Origin of the sequence: Pontibacter chinhatensis (assembly GCF_900113285.1) — a bacterium.
Taxonomy (GTDB): Bacteria; Bacteroidota; Bacteroidia; order Cytophagales; family Hymenobacteraceae; genus Pontibacter; species Pontibacter chinhatensis.
The window spans coordinates 50,398-65,429 of the sequence record NZ_FOOT01000004.1 but is presented as its reverse complement, the minus strand read 5'-3'; the positions used below and the strand labels follow the sequence as shown (position 1 = coordinate 65,429).

Here is a 15,032-nt window from a genome sequence, read left to right as displayed (position 1 = left end):
GTTATGAAGATTACACCGTTAGAGATCAGGCAAAAAACGTTTGAGAAAGCATTCAGAGGACTAGACAAGGATGAGGTAAATGCGTTTTTGCTGACGCTCTCGCAGCAGTGGGAGAAGCTGCAGGATGAGAACAAAGACCTGCGCCTGAAGCTGGAAGCCGCCCACCGCGAAACCCAGAAGCTGCGCGAGGTGGAGTCATCGCTATACAAGACTTTAAAAACGGCCGAGGATACCGGCAACAGCATCCTGGAGCAGGCTAAAAAGTCTGCTGAGCTGCAGGCCCGCGAGTCGGAGCTGAAGGCCGATGAACTGATGGCCCGTGTGCGCAACGAGGCACGCCAGATGCTGGAGGAAGCCCAGCGCCAGTCGGCACAGGTGATTGCCGAGATGCAGCAGCAGGTAAAGCAGCTCGACCAGGAGTGCCGCCAGATGGAGAACCACCTCGACCACCTGGTGCGCGACCTGCGCAACTTGGCCACCGAGACGCTGGAGAACGCGGAGAAGGCCAGATCAAAACCTAAAGCCGGCACACACAGTATTCTCTCAAAAGCAGCCAACACCGAGGTAAGTGCCTCGGAGCTGCTCCGAAACCTGAGAGATATGGATAAAGCATCAAATAACAACACAATACAGTTGCCAGAGTCTACGGCAGCCAACGCACCTGTTGCCATTGTAGCAGACACCATCGGAGACCCGGCCCCGGACGTAACACAGCCTAAGCCAGAAGTGCCAAGCCCTTCTGAGCCTATCGTACCGAACGTGCCGTCGCCGGAGATACCGCAGCCAGAGCCGGACTACCCGGGCCGCGTGCCTGCCCCGGATATTGAGCGGCCGGTACCGGAAATTCAGCCGGTGCAGCCCGATAAGCCAGAGATCCAGCCGCCGCTGACTGAGCCATCGCGTAACTCTTTCGTTGCCAATGGCGCTGCAGTAAAGCCTGCTGCCGGCGGTTCTTTCTTCGACGAGATAGGCTAATAAGCGCGGGAGATGGGGCAGATTGCACTGGAGGGCATGGAGTTCTTTGCCTTCCACGGCTACTACGACGAGGAGCAGAAGATCGGCAACAAGTATGGCATCGACCTGATCATCAACACCGACCTGCGCCGCGCCGCTGAATCCGATAACCTGGGCGAGACGGTAAACTACGAGGTGCTGTACGCGCTGGTGCTGGAGGAGATGAAAACTCCGGCGCGCCTGCTGGAGCACCTGGGCCACCGCATCATCGACAAGGTGTATGAGCGGTTTCCGTTTGTGCAGTTAGTAAAAGTGAACGTGTACAAGTTCAATCCTCCGCTGGGCGGCATTTGCAAATGGGCAAAAGTGAGCCTGGAGGAGGCGCGATAATTAAAGAGTTACTTATTGATTTGAAAGCAGCTGGTTCAGAAATGGGCTGGCTGCTTTTGTTTTATAGTATGTACCCGTGCTGGCTTAGAAAGCCATACTTTTATCTTTCGGTTTATACTTTCATAGCCACAGCTTACCTCAACTCGAATCAAGCTATCTTTACTAGCTTCCGTTCATCCTCCAGGTTTACACGAGCTATCGTTGCATTTCATACTTTCTGCCCTCCTAGGCCGGGAGGCCTCGCCTTCGGGCATCGCGCGGTGTGCCTGAAGCTGCCTCCGCTCTGCTCCGGCTGCCTCACTTCGTTCGGCACCGCAACATGTACAAGGCGCTCAACCCAAAGGCTGGGAAGCAGTCCGATAGCCGCTGCTGTTGCAGCTTTAGCCAAAGTCCCCCTTCGAAGGGCGTAGGGGGATGTGAATCGCCTGCGGACAATTCCCCTCTTGGGAGGGGCTAGGGGTGGGTTTATACTTGTAGGGAAAGGTCGTGACCTGTCCGCACGAGAACCAAGGCTATGAAGCCTACACTTCAGCCAAAGCAATGACAGAGTTCCCCTCCTTGGACTACCGAGAACGAGAGTTCGAAGGTAGCGAGCGTAGCTCTGAGGGTAGGGGGTGGTTGGATTTAGTGCCGCAAACTTTTTAAAGGAAGAAGTTATACTTTAAAATAAGCCGGTAACTCCTACACCAACCTCAGCAATTCCGCCGCAGCGGCGAAGGCCGATTTCTGGCCGCTTTTTACCTGTTCAGCTATACCTGGCAGCTGCTGCTTTACCTGCTCATGGGCATAGAAGTTATCCTCCAGGCCCTGGCGAATGGCTTCGTACATCCACTGCAGGTTCTGGTCGTGGCGCTTTTTGTCGAAGTAGCCGTTGCTTTGGGTAAGCTGCAGGTAATCGGCTATCGTTTGCCAGATGGTGTCGAGGCCGGTGTTTTGGAGGGCGGAGCAGGTGCTGACCTTGGGCGACCAACCCGAAGCACCCAGCGGGTAGAGGTGCAGGGCGCTCTGGTATTCGGCGCGGGCGGCGCTGGCTTTACCCACGTTCTCGCCATCGGCTTTGGTGATAGCAATGGCATCGGCCATTTCCATGATGCCGCGTTTTATGCCTTGCAGCTCGTCGCCGGCACCGGCCAGCATCAGCAGCAGGAAAAAGTCTACCATGGCGTGCACGGCCGTTTCCGATTGCCCGACACCCACCGTCTCCACAATAACGGCGTCAAAGCCTGCCGCCTCGCAAAGTATTATGCTCTCGCGGGTGCTGCGGCTCACGCCTCCCAACGACTTGCCCGCCGGGGATGGCCGGATAAAGGCCTGTGGGTTGGTAGCAAGCGAGTCCATGCGGGTTTTATCCCCGAGGATGCTGCCCCCGGAGCGCTGGCTGGTCGGATCTATGGCCAGCACTGCCAGCTTCTTGCCCTGCTCCTTGATTAGGTAGTTGCCGAAGGCCTCAATAAAGGTGCTCTTGCCCACACCCGGCACGCCGGTTATGCCTATCCGCACGGACTTGCCGGCATGCGGCAGCACCTGGCTGACCACCTGCTGCGCCAGTTCCTGGTCAGCGGCCAGGCGGCTTTCTACCAGCGTGATGGCGCGGCTGAGCATGACGCGGTCGCCGGCCAAAATGCCTTTTACATAGGTCTCGGAGCTAAAACGTTTGGCCAAGGAGCTAAGGGTTTGGTTGCAGATTATACTCTTCTACAAAGTTACTATTTAAAGGTTGCTGCGCCAGTTTCAGAAGTATGATAGGCCATGAAGTATAAATGAGTCCATTCCGGCTGCAGTTTTTCTGAACGATGTTAAAACAAACAGGCTTGACTCTGAACCTATTCGGAAAGTTTTAGGTTGGTTCTGCAATCACATTTTCTTTATAACAGATTTGCATATTTCTAATTTTACCAGTTTCCCATCTATGAAAAAAATCTGGATGCTGGCCCTCCTAAGCCTAACTCTACACGTTTCAGTATTTGCACAAACAGAGTACAGTAACACAAGCGCCTCAGGGCGAGGTGGTGTGGTAAATACCTTTGCCAGCGACTACCAGACCATCGGGGTTAACCCTGCTAACCTTGGCCGCAGCAGCCATCGGCTATCGTTCACTTTTCTGGAAGGAGGGTTCGGAATCAGCTCACAAGCCTTTACAAAGGATAAGATCCGGGATTTTAGAGCGAAAGCAGAGCCTGCTGGCGAGAGCTTAGCACAAAGGAAGAGCTATGCCCAGGCATTTACCTCGGACGATGTGCTGAACCTGGGGGGAGAGTTGAATACGTTTGCCGTATCGGTGCACTTCCCGAAAATTGGAGGCTTTGCCTTCAGCAACCGGCAGCGCATGCTGGGGTACGCAGGCTTTAACAAGAACTTTTCAGAGCTCCTGTTTTTAGGACAAAATGCTGCTATTGCGAAAGAGACCGGAGAGAATGAATTGGTGTACGTAGCCGATATTTTCGATGGAACCGAGCTGAAGGCATCCTGGGTGCAGGAATGGAATGTCGCTTTCGGACGCACCATTGTTGACCTCTCCGGCGTCTCTATTTCTGGTGGTCTAGGCTACCGCTATGTGCAGGGCCTGGCGCTTGGCGACTTCAGTGTGAAGAACGGGCAGGTGAACGCCTATGGTGCCATTTCGCCAACGCTGGCAGTCGATAATGACGACTATTTTGCAAATCCCCTGTCTACACTGCTCGACATCCGGAAGGAGCTGACGCCGGTTGGCACAGGGCATGGCTTCGATATTGGCCTTTCTGCCGAACTGGCCAAGAAGGTGAAGTTAGCCGTGTCGGTTACGGATATAGGTTCAATCCGGTGGACAGAGAATTTGATGGCTGGCCAGGATAAGGGATTTATACTTTCGGAGCTGGAAAGCAAGGAAAGCAACAGCTTTGAGAGCGCCCTGGACATGGCCGAGCAGCTGGTAAATACGTCGATGGAATTTGCTCCTCAGGAGGAATTGAAGACTAACCTACCGACCCGCCTGCGGTTAGGTGCCGGCCTGAATGTAACCCGGGATGTGGAGCTGGGCCTGGACTATGTACATGCCCTGAATGATGCGCCAGGCAATATTTCTCAAGACTTTCTCGGCGTAGGCATCGACGTGATGGCGACTAGAAACTTGCGCCTTAGCACTGGGGTTTCTGCCGGTATGGGCGATAAAATGAATTTGCCGCTTGGCGTTGCCTTTGTAACCCCAATCTATGAGTTTGGCCTGAGCACCAAAGATATTATGGGTCCGCTTTCCGACGAAAATCCAGGTGCTTCCATGGCTTTTGCCTTCCTTCGCTTTAAGTTGGGCAGACTTTAAAGTATAGAATCAGTCATTGAATAAAAAGGGCCAGCCGCTGCATACTTCGCAGGAGCTGGCTCTTTGTCAGTTTATACTTTATACCTTACTTTTTGCTGATACCCTGCGGGAAGTTAGGCAGGCCCAAGTCGCTCTTCTGCTTGCCTAAATGGAAACCGTCGTCCACATAGTTAGCAGCCTCGCCTTTGGCGTTCGGGTTGTTTATTACGCCCAGATAATAGTTGTCCTGGCGGGCCACATAAATTTTGCCATCCGGCCCCACTTGCAGCGCCCCGATGCGCGGGCTCTTGGAAGTACCCACCACCACGGCCGATTTAGCGACGGCCTCTGGGCTACCGGCCTTCAGGTCGAACTGCACTACCTGCGCTTTGCCACCACCTATGCCGTTGGCCGTGCCGTACAGCTTGCTGCCATCCGGCGAGAAAACAACTCCATAGGCCTCCTCAAAGCCTTTTAAAAGAATAGGGTTGGAAACCTGGCCGGTACTGCGGTCGAAGTTCAGGATTTCGAAGTTACTGTCTGCGTCCCAAAGGGCGGAGGCCAGCTTGGTGCCATCCGGGGAGGCGTTCAGGTAACCGATTGCCTTTCGGTTGGGGCCGCCATGCACGGTGCCCACCTGACTCAAAACAGGCCTGGTCGCCACGCCTTCCTCGTTCACCAGAAATGCCATGTAGCCGTTGCTGTTCCAGCGGTGCGCTATCACCCACCAGTCTTTGTTGTTGCTGTGGCGCACGGCGGTTAGTTTCTCGGTGGCCGGGGCAATCAGGAAGTTGTTGCGCGAGGTGATGTCGCCTTTACCCTCCTGTTTGCTCATGTCTACCACTGTGTAGCGCAGGCCATCGGATTGCGCCTGGATATCGGTGGTGAAGATATAGTAGATGGTGCTGCTGCCGGGTTTGGGAAGTATAAGCGCCGACTGCGTGGAGGACTTGCCGCCCATCAGCCCGTTGCCGTTCGGCATGACGCGGTGTTCGCCGTTCCAGACGGTGATGCCGTTGGTGTAGAAAAGTAGCTTGCCGTCGGCATCGGAGATGGTGGCGCTACCTTCTTCGGTAAAGAGCCTGCTGTTAGTGGCGATGGCAGAATCCCCCTTAAACATGATGCCGGCCCCCTTGCCGAAGTACCAGTTGTTCCGCTCGCCCTGTGCCTGTGCGGTGAAGCTGCCGAGGGCAAGCAGAGCAGTTGCTGCAAAGAGTCTTAGTCTAATCATATCACCTTGATAAACGTCTTACGGCAGCGTAAAGTACAAAAGGAGTGCCAACCAAAATCTTCCTGCTCAAAAAAGAAGTATGACACTGGCCACAAACAAAAAAAGCAGGCGCTAACCTGCTTTCTTTTTCCTGTTTATACTTTACTACTGCGTGGCAGAGGCAGTGTCTTCGCCTGCCAGCACATCGTTTACGTTGGTAGAGTCATCGCCTGTGCCGGGTTTGTCCCCATCAATGGGAGCGCCTGTTTCCTGTGTATTTCCTTGTGTGGACTCAGGCGGCATTTCGGTGTTATTGGCTCCGGTCTCGCATGAGGCCAGGAAGAACAAGGTGCCCGCAAAAATGGCAGAGGCTAGTTTTATAGGTTTAGTTTTCATCGTTTTCATCGTTTTGTACTTCCTGATTGTACGTTTTTAGTCTTTGTTCTGGTTTCTGAAAAGTTTGTCTGCTCATAAGCTAGAGGTATAAACAAAAATAGAGACGCAGTTTTTTGCGTCTCTATAAGTATAAAATCAGACCTGTATTTGAAATCAATGTTGTGTTTCCAGTTCCAAAGTTTCTGTCTCCAGCAGTTGCGGGTCTAGGGAGAGTAGCTTGAGCAGCACCCCGTTCGTCCAGCCGAAGCCGTCCTGGTTGGGGTACTCACCGCCGCCTGCTTGCAGCCCCATGTCTACCACGTTATACTTCTCCATTAGCTTGCCCGTGTTGTGGAATACCGCTTCATTCAGGGTTACCCAGCGCCTAGCAACGGTGTCGGCCAGCCTGTCGTGCCTGTAGTTGCGCAGGGCTTGGATGCTCATCCACTGCAGCGGCGCCCAGCCATTTGGCGCATCCCACTGTTGGCCGGTGCGGTGCAGTGTGGAAACCAGCCCTCCTGCATGCAGAAAATCCTCCTCCAGCTTTTGGGCTACGGCATCAGCCTGCCTTCTATTAACCATGGAAAAGTATAGCGGGAACACGGCAGCCAGCGACGGAATGTTGGTGGTAGTGCCTTTCACGAAATCATAGTCGTAGAAGAAGCCTGCTTCCTCGCTCCAGGTATACGTTAGCAGCGCGTCGCGGCGGGCTTTGGCGCGGCGCTCAAATTCCCTAGCTTCCTTTCTATTGCCGTTTAGCACGGCCATCTCCTGTAGCGTCAGTTCCACGTGGTAGAGCAGCGCGTTCAGGTCTACGGGAATGATATCGGTGGTATGGATGGTGCTCAGGTTCTGGGCGTCGGCAAACCAGCGGCTGCTAAAGTCCCAGCCCGACTCGGCGGCGGCCCGGATGTGGCGGTATACTTCCTCGGGGTTTCTTCCCGACTCCTGCGCCAGTTCCACATCCTCGCGGTAAGACTCCGGCCGTGGCTCCGGCGCATCGTCCCAGTAGCGGTTCAGGATGCTGCCATCGGGCAGGCGCACTACACGGCGGTGCGTCGGGTTTGCGGCTGATAGCTGGTCAGCACCGTCCATCCAGAAATCATACTCCTTGCGTAGAGCAGGGGCGTAGGTTTTGAGTACCTCGCGCCCTTTTTGCTGCGCCAGCACCCGCAGCATGAGCGCGTAGAACGGCGGCTGCGAGCGGCTCAGGTAATAGGTGCGGTTGCCGTTGGGGATGTGGCCAACCGTGTTAATGAGGTGCGTGAAGTTATCGACCATACTTTGGATGAGCTCCGTTTCGCCGCTGGCCTGCAGGCCAAGCATGGTAAAGAAGCTATCCCAGTAATAAATCTCGCGGAAGCGGCCTCCCGGCACGATATACTTCTTCGGCAACGGAATCAGGGAACCACCGTCGGCACCGGGTTCGCGGGTCAGCACAGGCCACAGGCGCTCTATGTGCTGTGTTACCGAAAGGCTTGTATCAGAGGTAAAGCCGGTCTCTGGCTGGGAGGGCAGCAGGAAATATGCCTTCACAAACGCCTCCAGGCTAAAGCCAGGCTGGTTTTGCTGCTGCCGGTAAGCCTCCAGAATCTGCGCAGGCGGCGCCAGCGGCACGGCATCCGGAAAAGTTTTGGAGTCCGGAAACACATGCTGCAGCTGCACCTGCTCAAACAGCTCGCCTAACTCCTGCTCTGGCCTGTACAGCTGCTGCGCCCGCAGCGGCTGTACCACAAAGGTAAACGGTAGTAGTAACAGAAGGCTAAAAGTTAAAGTGCTAAAAGTATACTTCATACGCTTTCTGAAATATATGAGTGATTCATTACTCATACGTAATCTAGAAGCGTGGCGGCAAGTATACTACTCGAACGGGTAACGCACAAACGAAACCTGGCTCATAGCATCTTTTTCATATTTGGCTACAGCAAATTCTTGGAATCGTGCCTCAAAGTTGCTCTCACCAGGCTGTACCTCCGTGGGGAAGGGCTTGTCTTTCAGGAAGAAGTATACTTTGGTGTTGCCATACTTGGTGTGTGGCATGTAATCCCCGTAGGTCTGCATCTGCTCCCACAGCGTATCGTCCACTGTAACGGCGTACACCCGGATAACGGGTCCGGTATTGTTCTCATTGCGGTAAAAAGCTACCTCTTTAAAATCGCCTTCCAAATCATCTACACTGGGTATGGACATGGTATCGTAAATGAACCAGCCTAGGAGGGCAAGGGAGAGGGCAATGAGGATGTGTTTTAATTTCATGGGGTGAAGTAAATAATTCTGCTGGTATAAACCAGCGGGGGAGGGGATTGTTTAGTGGGCGAATCTGATTCGCTTTTATAGGCGAGGCACGAAAGTAACTTCCGCGCCAGATAAAGCCTTATTGGATGAAGGTGATGGAAAGCCGCCCTTTATCCCCAGCGTAATCTTTTGCGCTGCTGTAGAACCAATGCACCGGCTCCTCCACAAAACCTGCTGTAACTGGGTTTCTATGTAAATAGTCAAGTTTCTGATCCACTAGGTAGTTGTTGTGCAGAAGTATGGGGTGGTATCCTGGCTGCCAGAGTTTATACTCTTCGTGCTTGCTGCTTAACTCACCTGCTGATTTGATTAGCCAACAAAGCCAGGTTTTCCTGCTTTCCTGTGGGTTTTGCTGAATAGCTTTATAGAGCTCTTTGGCTGTATACTTTTTAAAATCCCTGATGGTGTTCGCTAAAGTAGAAGAGGAGCAGATTAGGTGTACGTGATTTGTCATGATGCACCAGGCGTAGAGGGTTAGATTCTTCTCTTTTTGGCAGTAACTTAGGCTGTTGCAGATTATCTCGCAATACTCCCGGCGTGTAAACACATCTGCCCACTGCACAACTGATATGGTGATAAAGTAGATACCAGCTGCATCGTTGGTTTTATACTTTTCGCTCATGCCTTAAAGCACGAAAAGTATGAATTTATAGTTTCAAACCTGGTGCGGAAGTCTCTTCCGTGCCTATGTATAAAAGCGAATCTGTGATTCGCATTACTTTTTAAGTAGCACGCGAATCACAGATTCGCTTTTATACTTTGTCACGGAGCCAAGCTCCGCGCTAGTAACAAAAAAATCCGCAGTTGAACCAAATCAACTGCGGATGTATACTTTTAACTCCTAAACGTTCTAACTCCCCAACTCTTTAACTCCGGCAATTAACTTCTCCAGAATATTCTGCGCAGCCACTGAAATGATGGTGCCCGGGCCAAAAACGCCTACGGCACCGGCCTGGTAGAGGAAATCGTAATCCTGGGCTGGAATCACACCACCCACAATCACCAGAATATCTTCCCGGCCCAGTTTGCGGAGTTCTTCAATGAGTTGCGGTACCAGCGTTTTGTGGCCGGCTGCCAGCGAGGATACGCCCACCACGTGCACGTCGTTTTCGGCGGCCTGCATGGCTACTTCGGCAGGGGTCTGGAACAGCGGGCCGATGTCCACGTCGAAGCCGAGGTCGGCAAAGGAGGTGGCGATTACTTTGGAGCCGCGGTCGTGGCCGTCCTGGCCCATCTTGGCGACCATGATGCGTGGCCGGCGGCCTTCGAGTGCCTCAAACTGGTCGGCCATGGCCTTGGCGCGCTCGAAGTTCTCGTCGTCGGTTATTTCTGCTGAATACACTCCTGATATGGCTCTGATTACTGCTTTGTGTCTGCCGTATACTTTCTCCAGGGCATCGGAAATCTCACCCAAGGTGGCGCGGTGGCGGGCTGCCTCCACGGCCAACTCTAATAGGTTCTCCTGCCCGGATTGTGCGGCTGCGGTTAAAGCGTCGAGTGCCTTGGCTACCGCCGCTGCGTCTCGGGTCTGTTTTATACTTGCCAATCGGCGCAACTGGGCTTCGCGTACGGCCGTGTTGTCGATATCGAGAATTTCGATTTCCTGCTCCTGCTCGGGTTTATACTTGTTCACCCCCACAATGATGTCCTTGCCCGAGTCGATGCGGGCTTGTTTGCGGGCAGCCGCTTCCTCGATGCGCATTTTTGGCAGACCTGTCTCGATGGCTTTGGCCATGCCGCCCAGTTCTTCCACTTCCTCAATCAGGGCCCAGGCTTTGTGCGCCAACTCATGCGTCAGCGCCTCCACGTAATACGAGCCTCCCCACGGGTCTACCACTTTGGTGATATTGGTTTCCTGCTGCAGGTAAATCTGCGTGTTACGGGCAATGCGGGCCGAAAAGTCGGTTGGCAGGGCAATGGCTTCATCTAACGCATTGGTATGCAAGCTTTGCGTGCCGCCCAGGGCAGCGGCCAGGGCCTCCACGCAGGTGCGGGTCACGTTGTTGAACGGGTCCTGCTCGGTTAAGCTCCAGCCGGAAGTCTGACAATGCGTTCTTAAAGCCAGTGATTTCGGATTCTTCGGGTTGAACTGCTTGAGCATCTTGGCCCACAGCATACGGGCGGCGCGCATCTTGGCAATCTCCATAAAATGATTCATGCCGATGGCCCAGAAGAAGGACAGGCGTGGCGCGAAATCATCGATGTCCATGCCTGCCTGCAAACCAGTACGCACGTACTCCAAGCCATCCGCCAGGGTATAAGCCAGCTCAATGTCGGCAGTGGCGCCGGCCTCCTGCATATGGTAACCCGAGATGGAGATGGAGTTGAAGCGCGGCATCTTTTGGGAAGTATAGGCAAAGATGTCGGCAATGATTTTCATACTGGGCTCCGGCGGGTAGATGTAGGTGTTGCGCACCATGAACTCCTTCAGGATGTCGTTCTGGATGGTGCCGCTTAGCTGCTCCGGCTTTACACCCTGCTCTTCGGCGGCCACAATGTAAAAGGCCATAATCGGCAACACGGCCCCGTTCATCGTCATCGACACCGACATCTCATCCAGCGGAATCTGGTCGAAGAGAATCTTCATGTCCTCCACCGAATCGATGGCCACACCGGCCTTGCCCACATCGCCTACCACACGCGGGTGGTCGGAGTCGTAGCCGCGGTGGGTGGCCAGGTCGAAGGCTACCGAAAGGCCTTTTTGCCCGCCCGCCAGGTTGCGGCGGTAGAAGGCGTTACTTTCCTCAGCGGTTGAGAAGCCGGCATACTGGCGGATGGTCCAGGGCTTTTGCACGTACATGGTGCTGTAGGGTCCGCGCAGATAGGGCGGCAGACCGGCGGCAAAGTCCAGGTGCTCAAAGTGGGCGGCATCCTCCGAAGTATAAAAGCTCTTCACTTTTATCCGCTCCGGCGTTTTCCATACTTTGGCTGTGGCCGGGGCCTTAGGGCCGTGCGCGGCGGCAGCTACCTTGCTGATGTCTATACTTGAGAAGTCAGGCTTCATAGTTTAATTTTGAATGAGTGATTGAGTGAATGAGTGAATAAGTCAGGCTTGCCACTTCTTCATCACTCTTATGTCTGTTTTACGTGCTTTTGGTATCAGTAACCAGGTCGTAGCGTTGTTCTATCAGAGGTTTGCCAAAGGCTTCGGAAGGCTTCTCCTCCGTTAGTTTGAATCCGTAGCGCTCGTACAGGGCAATGGCCGGCTCCTGCTCATGGGTGGTCCAGAGGTAGGCGGAAGTATAGCCTTTCTCTTTGTAAAAATCCATGCACAGTTTCATCAGTTTCTTGCCTAGGCCGATGCCCCTATACTCCGGCTCGAGTAAAAAGAACCGTAGTTGGGCCGCGTTTCCGGGCCGGTGCATCAGGCCAATGCTTCCTACAATCCTGCCCTCGTGCTCTGCCAGCCATACCCGGTCTTTTTTGGGGTCGTACTGGCTGTAGAATTCGTAAAGGCCGTGGGCTACGTAGCTCTCAAACTCCAGCCCATAATTGCATTCTTCTTTGTAAATGGCACCGTGGCGGTACGTGATGTAGCCAAGGTCACCTGGTTTCAGTTCCGTTCGGAACGTAAGGTCACTCAGTTGCATGTTTAATTTTGAATGAGTGGTTGAGTGAATGAGTGAATCTTTTTCAATTCATACGCTCAATCCAAAGCATTGTGTTTATAGTTTGGAATAAGTGATGAAGTGCCTTGATTCACTCAACCACTCATTCACTAATTCAGTCATTGTATCAGCTCGCGTGTTCTGAGGTAACAACCCAGCGCCCAGCGATGTTTTTCCATACTTGCGAGGACACCCCGCCCATCAGCCGCTTGCCCTCCAGTTCAATCTTCCAGCGGAAAACAAAGTATACCGCCTCCGCTGATACCTGCTCGATGTGCAGCGGCTCGTAGGTATACACGCCCATCTGGCTGCGGTCCTGGAAATCCTGCAGGAACATCTCGAATACTTCCTGGTAGCCCTTCTCAATGCCGTTTTTGCTAATCCAGAGCATTTCCGGAGAATTCCAGTAGAAAGTCATGGCTGTTTCCAGGTCGCCTTTGTTCCACGCGGAAATCTGGCCTTCCAGCGCTTGTTTAACGGCTTGCACGGCATCGCCTTTGGGCATGGCAAAAGCAGGGAGGGTGGTAGCAGTAGTCATCAGAAGTATAAGCAAGTATGATTAAGCATTTTTTTGGTCCTCGTCCTGGGCCAGGCGCCGCTGCACCAGCTGCAGTATCGTCGACATGTCGCAGTCCTCGAAGATGAACTCGTTGTAGCCGTTGGCCAGCATCTCGTCTTTCATGTGCTGCGGGTCCTGGGCAAGTATAAGGGTTGGCTTGGCGTGGTGGTTGCGGATGCGTGGCCCAAACTCCCGGATGTAGGCCGCCTCCGGGGAAGAAACCACCACCACCTCTGCTGCCGTGTTGCTTAGCTTGTCGGAAGCTTCTTCCACCGTAGCAAAGTGCTCCTGCGTCGTCTCGAAGCCGGCGCAGCTGAAGAACTCCTGGGCAAAAGAGGCGTTTACCTGGCGCTTCTCGCTGCCGCCAATCACGGCCACAATAGCCTTCGGGCGGCGCTGGCGCTTGCGCAGGTGCAGCTCGGTGGCCATACGCATCACTTCGGTAGGGTAGGCGCCGCGGGTCGTATCAAAGGCGGCGCTCTGAATGAGCTCCTCCGGGTCGAAGCTAAGGCTTTCTTTCGGATTCGGGTACTTGTTGGTGCCCACCAGCACCTCGCGGCCGGTGGCGATATTGCGGAACTTGCGGCGGCTCACCTCGGTGACAGCGCCAAGTATAAACCCTTCGCCGTAAGCTTTTTCAAAGCCACCCATACTTTCTACCTCCTGAAACAGCTCCCAGGCCCGCTGGGCCAGCGCCGCGGTCAGCGACTCCAGGTAATAAGAGCCGGCAGCCGGGTCGATGGCTTTGTCCAGGTAAGCCTCCTCCTTCAATATGATGGAGACGTTGCGGGCGATGCGCTCCGAGAATTCGTCTGACGCTTTAAAGGTGCTATCAAAGGGCGTTACCGTCAGCGAGTCGCAGCCGGCGATTACGGCCGACATGGCCTCGGTGGTGGTGCGCAGCATGTTCACATAGGGGTCGAGTGTGGTTTGGTACCAGCTGGAGGTCGTGCTGTGGATGCGTAGGCTGGCGGCCAGTGCCGGTTCCGCTTTATAGGCTTCTACTACGGCAGCCCACAGTAGGCGCAGGGCACGCAGCTTGGCAATCTCGAAGAAATAGTTGGTGCCCGAAGCCATCACAAACTGCATGTTGCGCAGCACCGACTCCAGCGGCTGGCCGGCGGTGGTCAGCCGGTCTGCATAGGCCACGGCAGCGCTCAGCGTATAGGCAATCTCCTGGGTAATGGAAGCGCCGATGCTGCTGAAGCTGGTGCCGTTGACGGTGATGCCGTAAAAGTCCGGGCTATCTTTGGTCAGGTCCAGTATCTTGATGATGTCCCTGCTTTCCTCGGGGTCGATTTTGCTTTGTACCGAGATGGGGTCGAAGTTGAGGAAGCCTCTCAGGTTGAGGGGCGACACATTGCAACGCTCCAGCTCCGCATACAGCCGCTGCAGAAAGCAATCCGGCTGTTCCTTTACCGCATAGCTAACGCTATACTTGCCCAGGTCTATCTGGCGAACCAAGTGTGCTACGTCGAACAGCTCCTGTTGGTGCACCACAAAGTAAATGCCATCGGCACCACGATGTAAGGCATCCAGCGCCTTGTCGATGGCATGCTTGCCGTTGCCATGGGCCTCTACCTGCTGCACATTCAGCCAGCTGTTGCTGCCGGTTTTGTCGCCGCGCAGAAACGGGAAATCACCGGGGTTCTGGCTGGTAAACGGCAGGTCGGCAATATCTTCTTTGGCGTAGTAGGGTTTTATATCGATGCCCTCGTAGGTATGCCAGGTCAGGCTCTCGAGGGGGGTATCGCGCAGGTCTTCGCGTGCTTTCAGTTCCCAATCAGCTTTGGAGGCAGGGCTGAACTCCGTAAACAAGGGCTGTTGGTTTTGCTGCTCGTCAGTCGTCATGCTTTAGCTCTAATTTCTTGTAAAGATAATTTATTATACTTTACGAAGTATGGCGTGCCGGCGGCTATATCCGTTCCGGTCTATACTTATTCCAGCTGCTCTATGTAGGCCTGGTAAAACAAGTAGCCCACCAACAGCCAGATAATCACAATAACCCCGGCCATGATATAGTTGGGCTTATGCCGGTGAACTTGTTCCCTAGCCTTCTGGCGGTAGTATAGGAGCAGTTCTTTGGGAATCAGCTTAATGGAGAGCCAGATGCCCAGCGGCAGCAGCACCAGGTCGTCGAGGTAGCCGAGCAGGGGAATGAAGTCGGGGATCAGGTCGATGGGGCTGAAGGCGTAGGCCACCGTCAGCACGACTACCACCTTCGCCCTAAAGGGCATGCGCGGATCTTTGGCGGCAAAGTATAGGGTATAAATGTCCTCCTTCAGCCGGCGCACAAACGCTTTCCATTTTTGTAGCATAGGTCATTAAAAGACTGCGGCTACTGGGTTATACGGGAAAGCACACGCT

General features: G+C 54.1%; 14 protein-coding genes. 3 read left to right on the top strand and 11 right to left on the bottom strand.

Annotation, left to right across the window (positions count from 1 at the left end; genetic code table 11):
• The first annotated feature begins 3 nt into the window (after positions 1 to 3).
• On the top strand, positions 4 to 975 hold the full coding sequence (locus BM040_RS12275) for a DivIVA domain-containing protein (RefSeq protein WP_092101664.1): 972 nt from the start codon (positions 4 to 6) through the stop codon (positions 973 to 975).
• A 12-nt stretch (positions 976 to 987) separates the two neighbouring features.
• On the top strand, positions 988 to 1,344 hold the full coding sequence (gene folB / locus BM040_RS12270; protein WP_092101661.1) for a dihydroneopterin aldolase: 357 nt from the start codon (positions 988 to 990) through the stop codon (positions 1,342 to 1,344).
• 681 nt (positions 1,345 to 2,025) lie between these two features.
• Here the strand turns inward: folB and meaB are convergent.
• A complete protein-coding gene (gene meaB / locus BM040_RS12265) occupies positions 2,026 to 3,006 on the bottom strand; it encodes a methylmalonyl Co-A mutase-associated GTPase MeaB (RefSeq protein WP_092101658.1) in 981 nt (326 codons plus the stop codon).
• A gap of 247 nt (positions 3,007 to 3,253) precedes the next feature.
• On the opposite strand from meaB, the gene BM040_RS12260 reads away from it, so the two are divergent.
• The gene (locus tag BM040_RS12260) at positions 3,254 to 4,639 is read left to right on the top strand and encodes a DUF5723 family protein (protein ID WP_092101653.1); all 1,386 of its coding nucleotides are present in this window, start codon (positions 3,254 to 3,256) and stop codon (positions 4,637 to 4,639) included.
• Positions 4,640 to 4,724: 85 nt separating this feature from the next.
• Here BM040_RS12260 and BM040_RS12255 read toward each other — a convergent pair whose 3' ends face one another.
• From BM040_RS12255 to BM040_RS12210, 10 genes are all read right to left on the bottom strand, one after another.
• Positions 4,725 to 5,849 (bottom strand): WD40 repeat domain-containing protein, encoded by a 1,125-nt coding sequence (locus BM040_RS12255; RefSeq protein ID WP_092101648.1) that lies wholly within the window; start codon positions 5,847 to 5,849, stop codon positions 4,725 to 4,727.
• Positions 5,850 to 5,993: 144 nt separating this feature from the next.
• Positions 5,994 to 6,224: a hypothetical protein gene (locus BM040_RS12250; RefSeq protein ID WP_139217804.1), complete on the bottom strand. Its 231-nt coding sequence runs from the start codon at positions 6,222 to 6,224 to the stop codon at positions 5,994 to 5,996.
• A gap of 153 nt (positions 6,225 to 6,377) precedes the next feature.
• Positions 6,378 to 7,997, bottom strand: a complete 1,620-nt coding sequence (gene treF, locus BM040_RS12245; RefSeq protein ID WP_092101641.1) for an alpha,alpha-trehalase TreF — start codon at positions 7,995 to 7,997, stop codon at positions 6,378 to 6,380.
• Between the two features lie 66 nt (positions 7,998 to 8,063).
• On the bottom strand, positions 8,064 to 8,459 hold the full coding sequence (locus BM040_RS12240) for a hypothetical protein (RefSeq protein WP_092101636.1): 396 nt from the start codon (positions 8,457 to 8,459) through the stop codon (positions 8,064 to 8,066).
• 118 nt (positions 8,460 to 8,577) lie between these two features.
• Positions 8,578 to 9,120 carry an REP-associated tyrosine transposase gene (locus BM040_RS12235; protein ID WP_092101631.1) on the bottom strand — a complete coding sequence of 181 codons (543 nt, stop codon included), beginning with the start codon at positions 9,118 to 9,120 and terminating at the stop codon, positions 8,578 to 8,580.
• 228 nt (positions 9,121 to 9,348) lie between these two features.
• Positions 9,349 to 11,502, bottom strand: a complete 2,154-nt coding sequence (scpA, locus tag BM040_RS12230) for a methylmalonyl-CoA mutase (protein ID WP_092101626.1) — start codon at positions 11,500 to 11,502, stop codon at positions 9,349 to 9,351.
• Between the two features lie 79 nt (positions 11,503 to 11,581).
• Positions 11,582 to 12,088 (bottom strand): GNAT family N-acetyltransferase, encoded by a 507-nt coding sequence (locus BM040_RS12225; protein WP_092101623.1) that lies wholly within the window; start codon positions 12,086 to 12,088, stop codon positions 11,582 to 11,584.
• Positions 12,089 to 12,233: 145 nt separating this feature from the next.
• Positions 12,234 to 12,644, bottom strand: coding sequence for a YybH family protein (locus tag BM040_RS12220; RefSeq protein WP_092101620.1), 411 nt, complete (start codon positions 12,642 to 12,644; stop codon positions 12,234 to 12,236).
• A gap of 21 nt (positions 12,645 to 12,665) precedes the next feature.
• On the bottom strand, positions 12,666 to 14,516 hold the full coding sequence (locus tag BM040_RS12215; RefSeq protein ID WP_092101616.1) for a methylmalonyl-CoA mutase subunit beta: 1,851 nt from the start codon (positions 14,514 to 14,516) through the stop codon (positions 12,666 to 12,668).
• Positions 14,517 to 14,602: 86 nt separating this feature from the next.
• A complete protein-coding gene (locus BM040_RS12210; RefSeq protein WP_092101613.1) occupies positions 14,603 to 14,983 on the bottom strand; it encodes a YkvA family protein in 381 nt (126 codons plus the stop codon).
• Positions 14,984 to 15,032 lie beyond the last annotated feature (49 nt).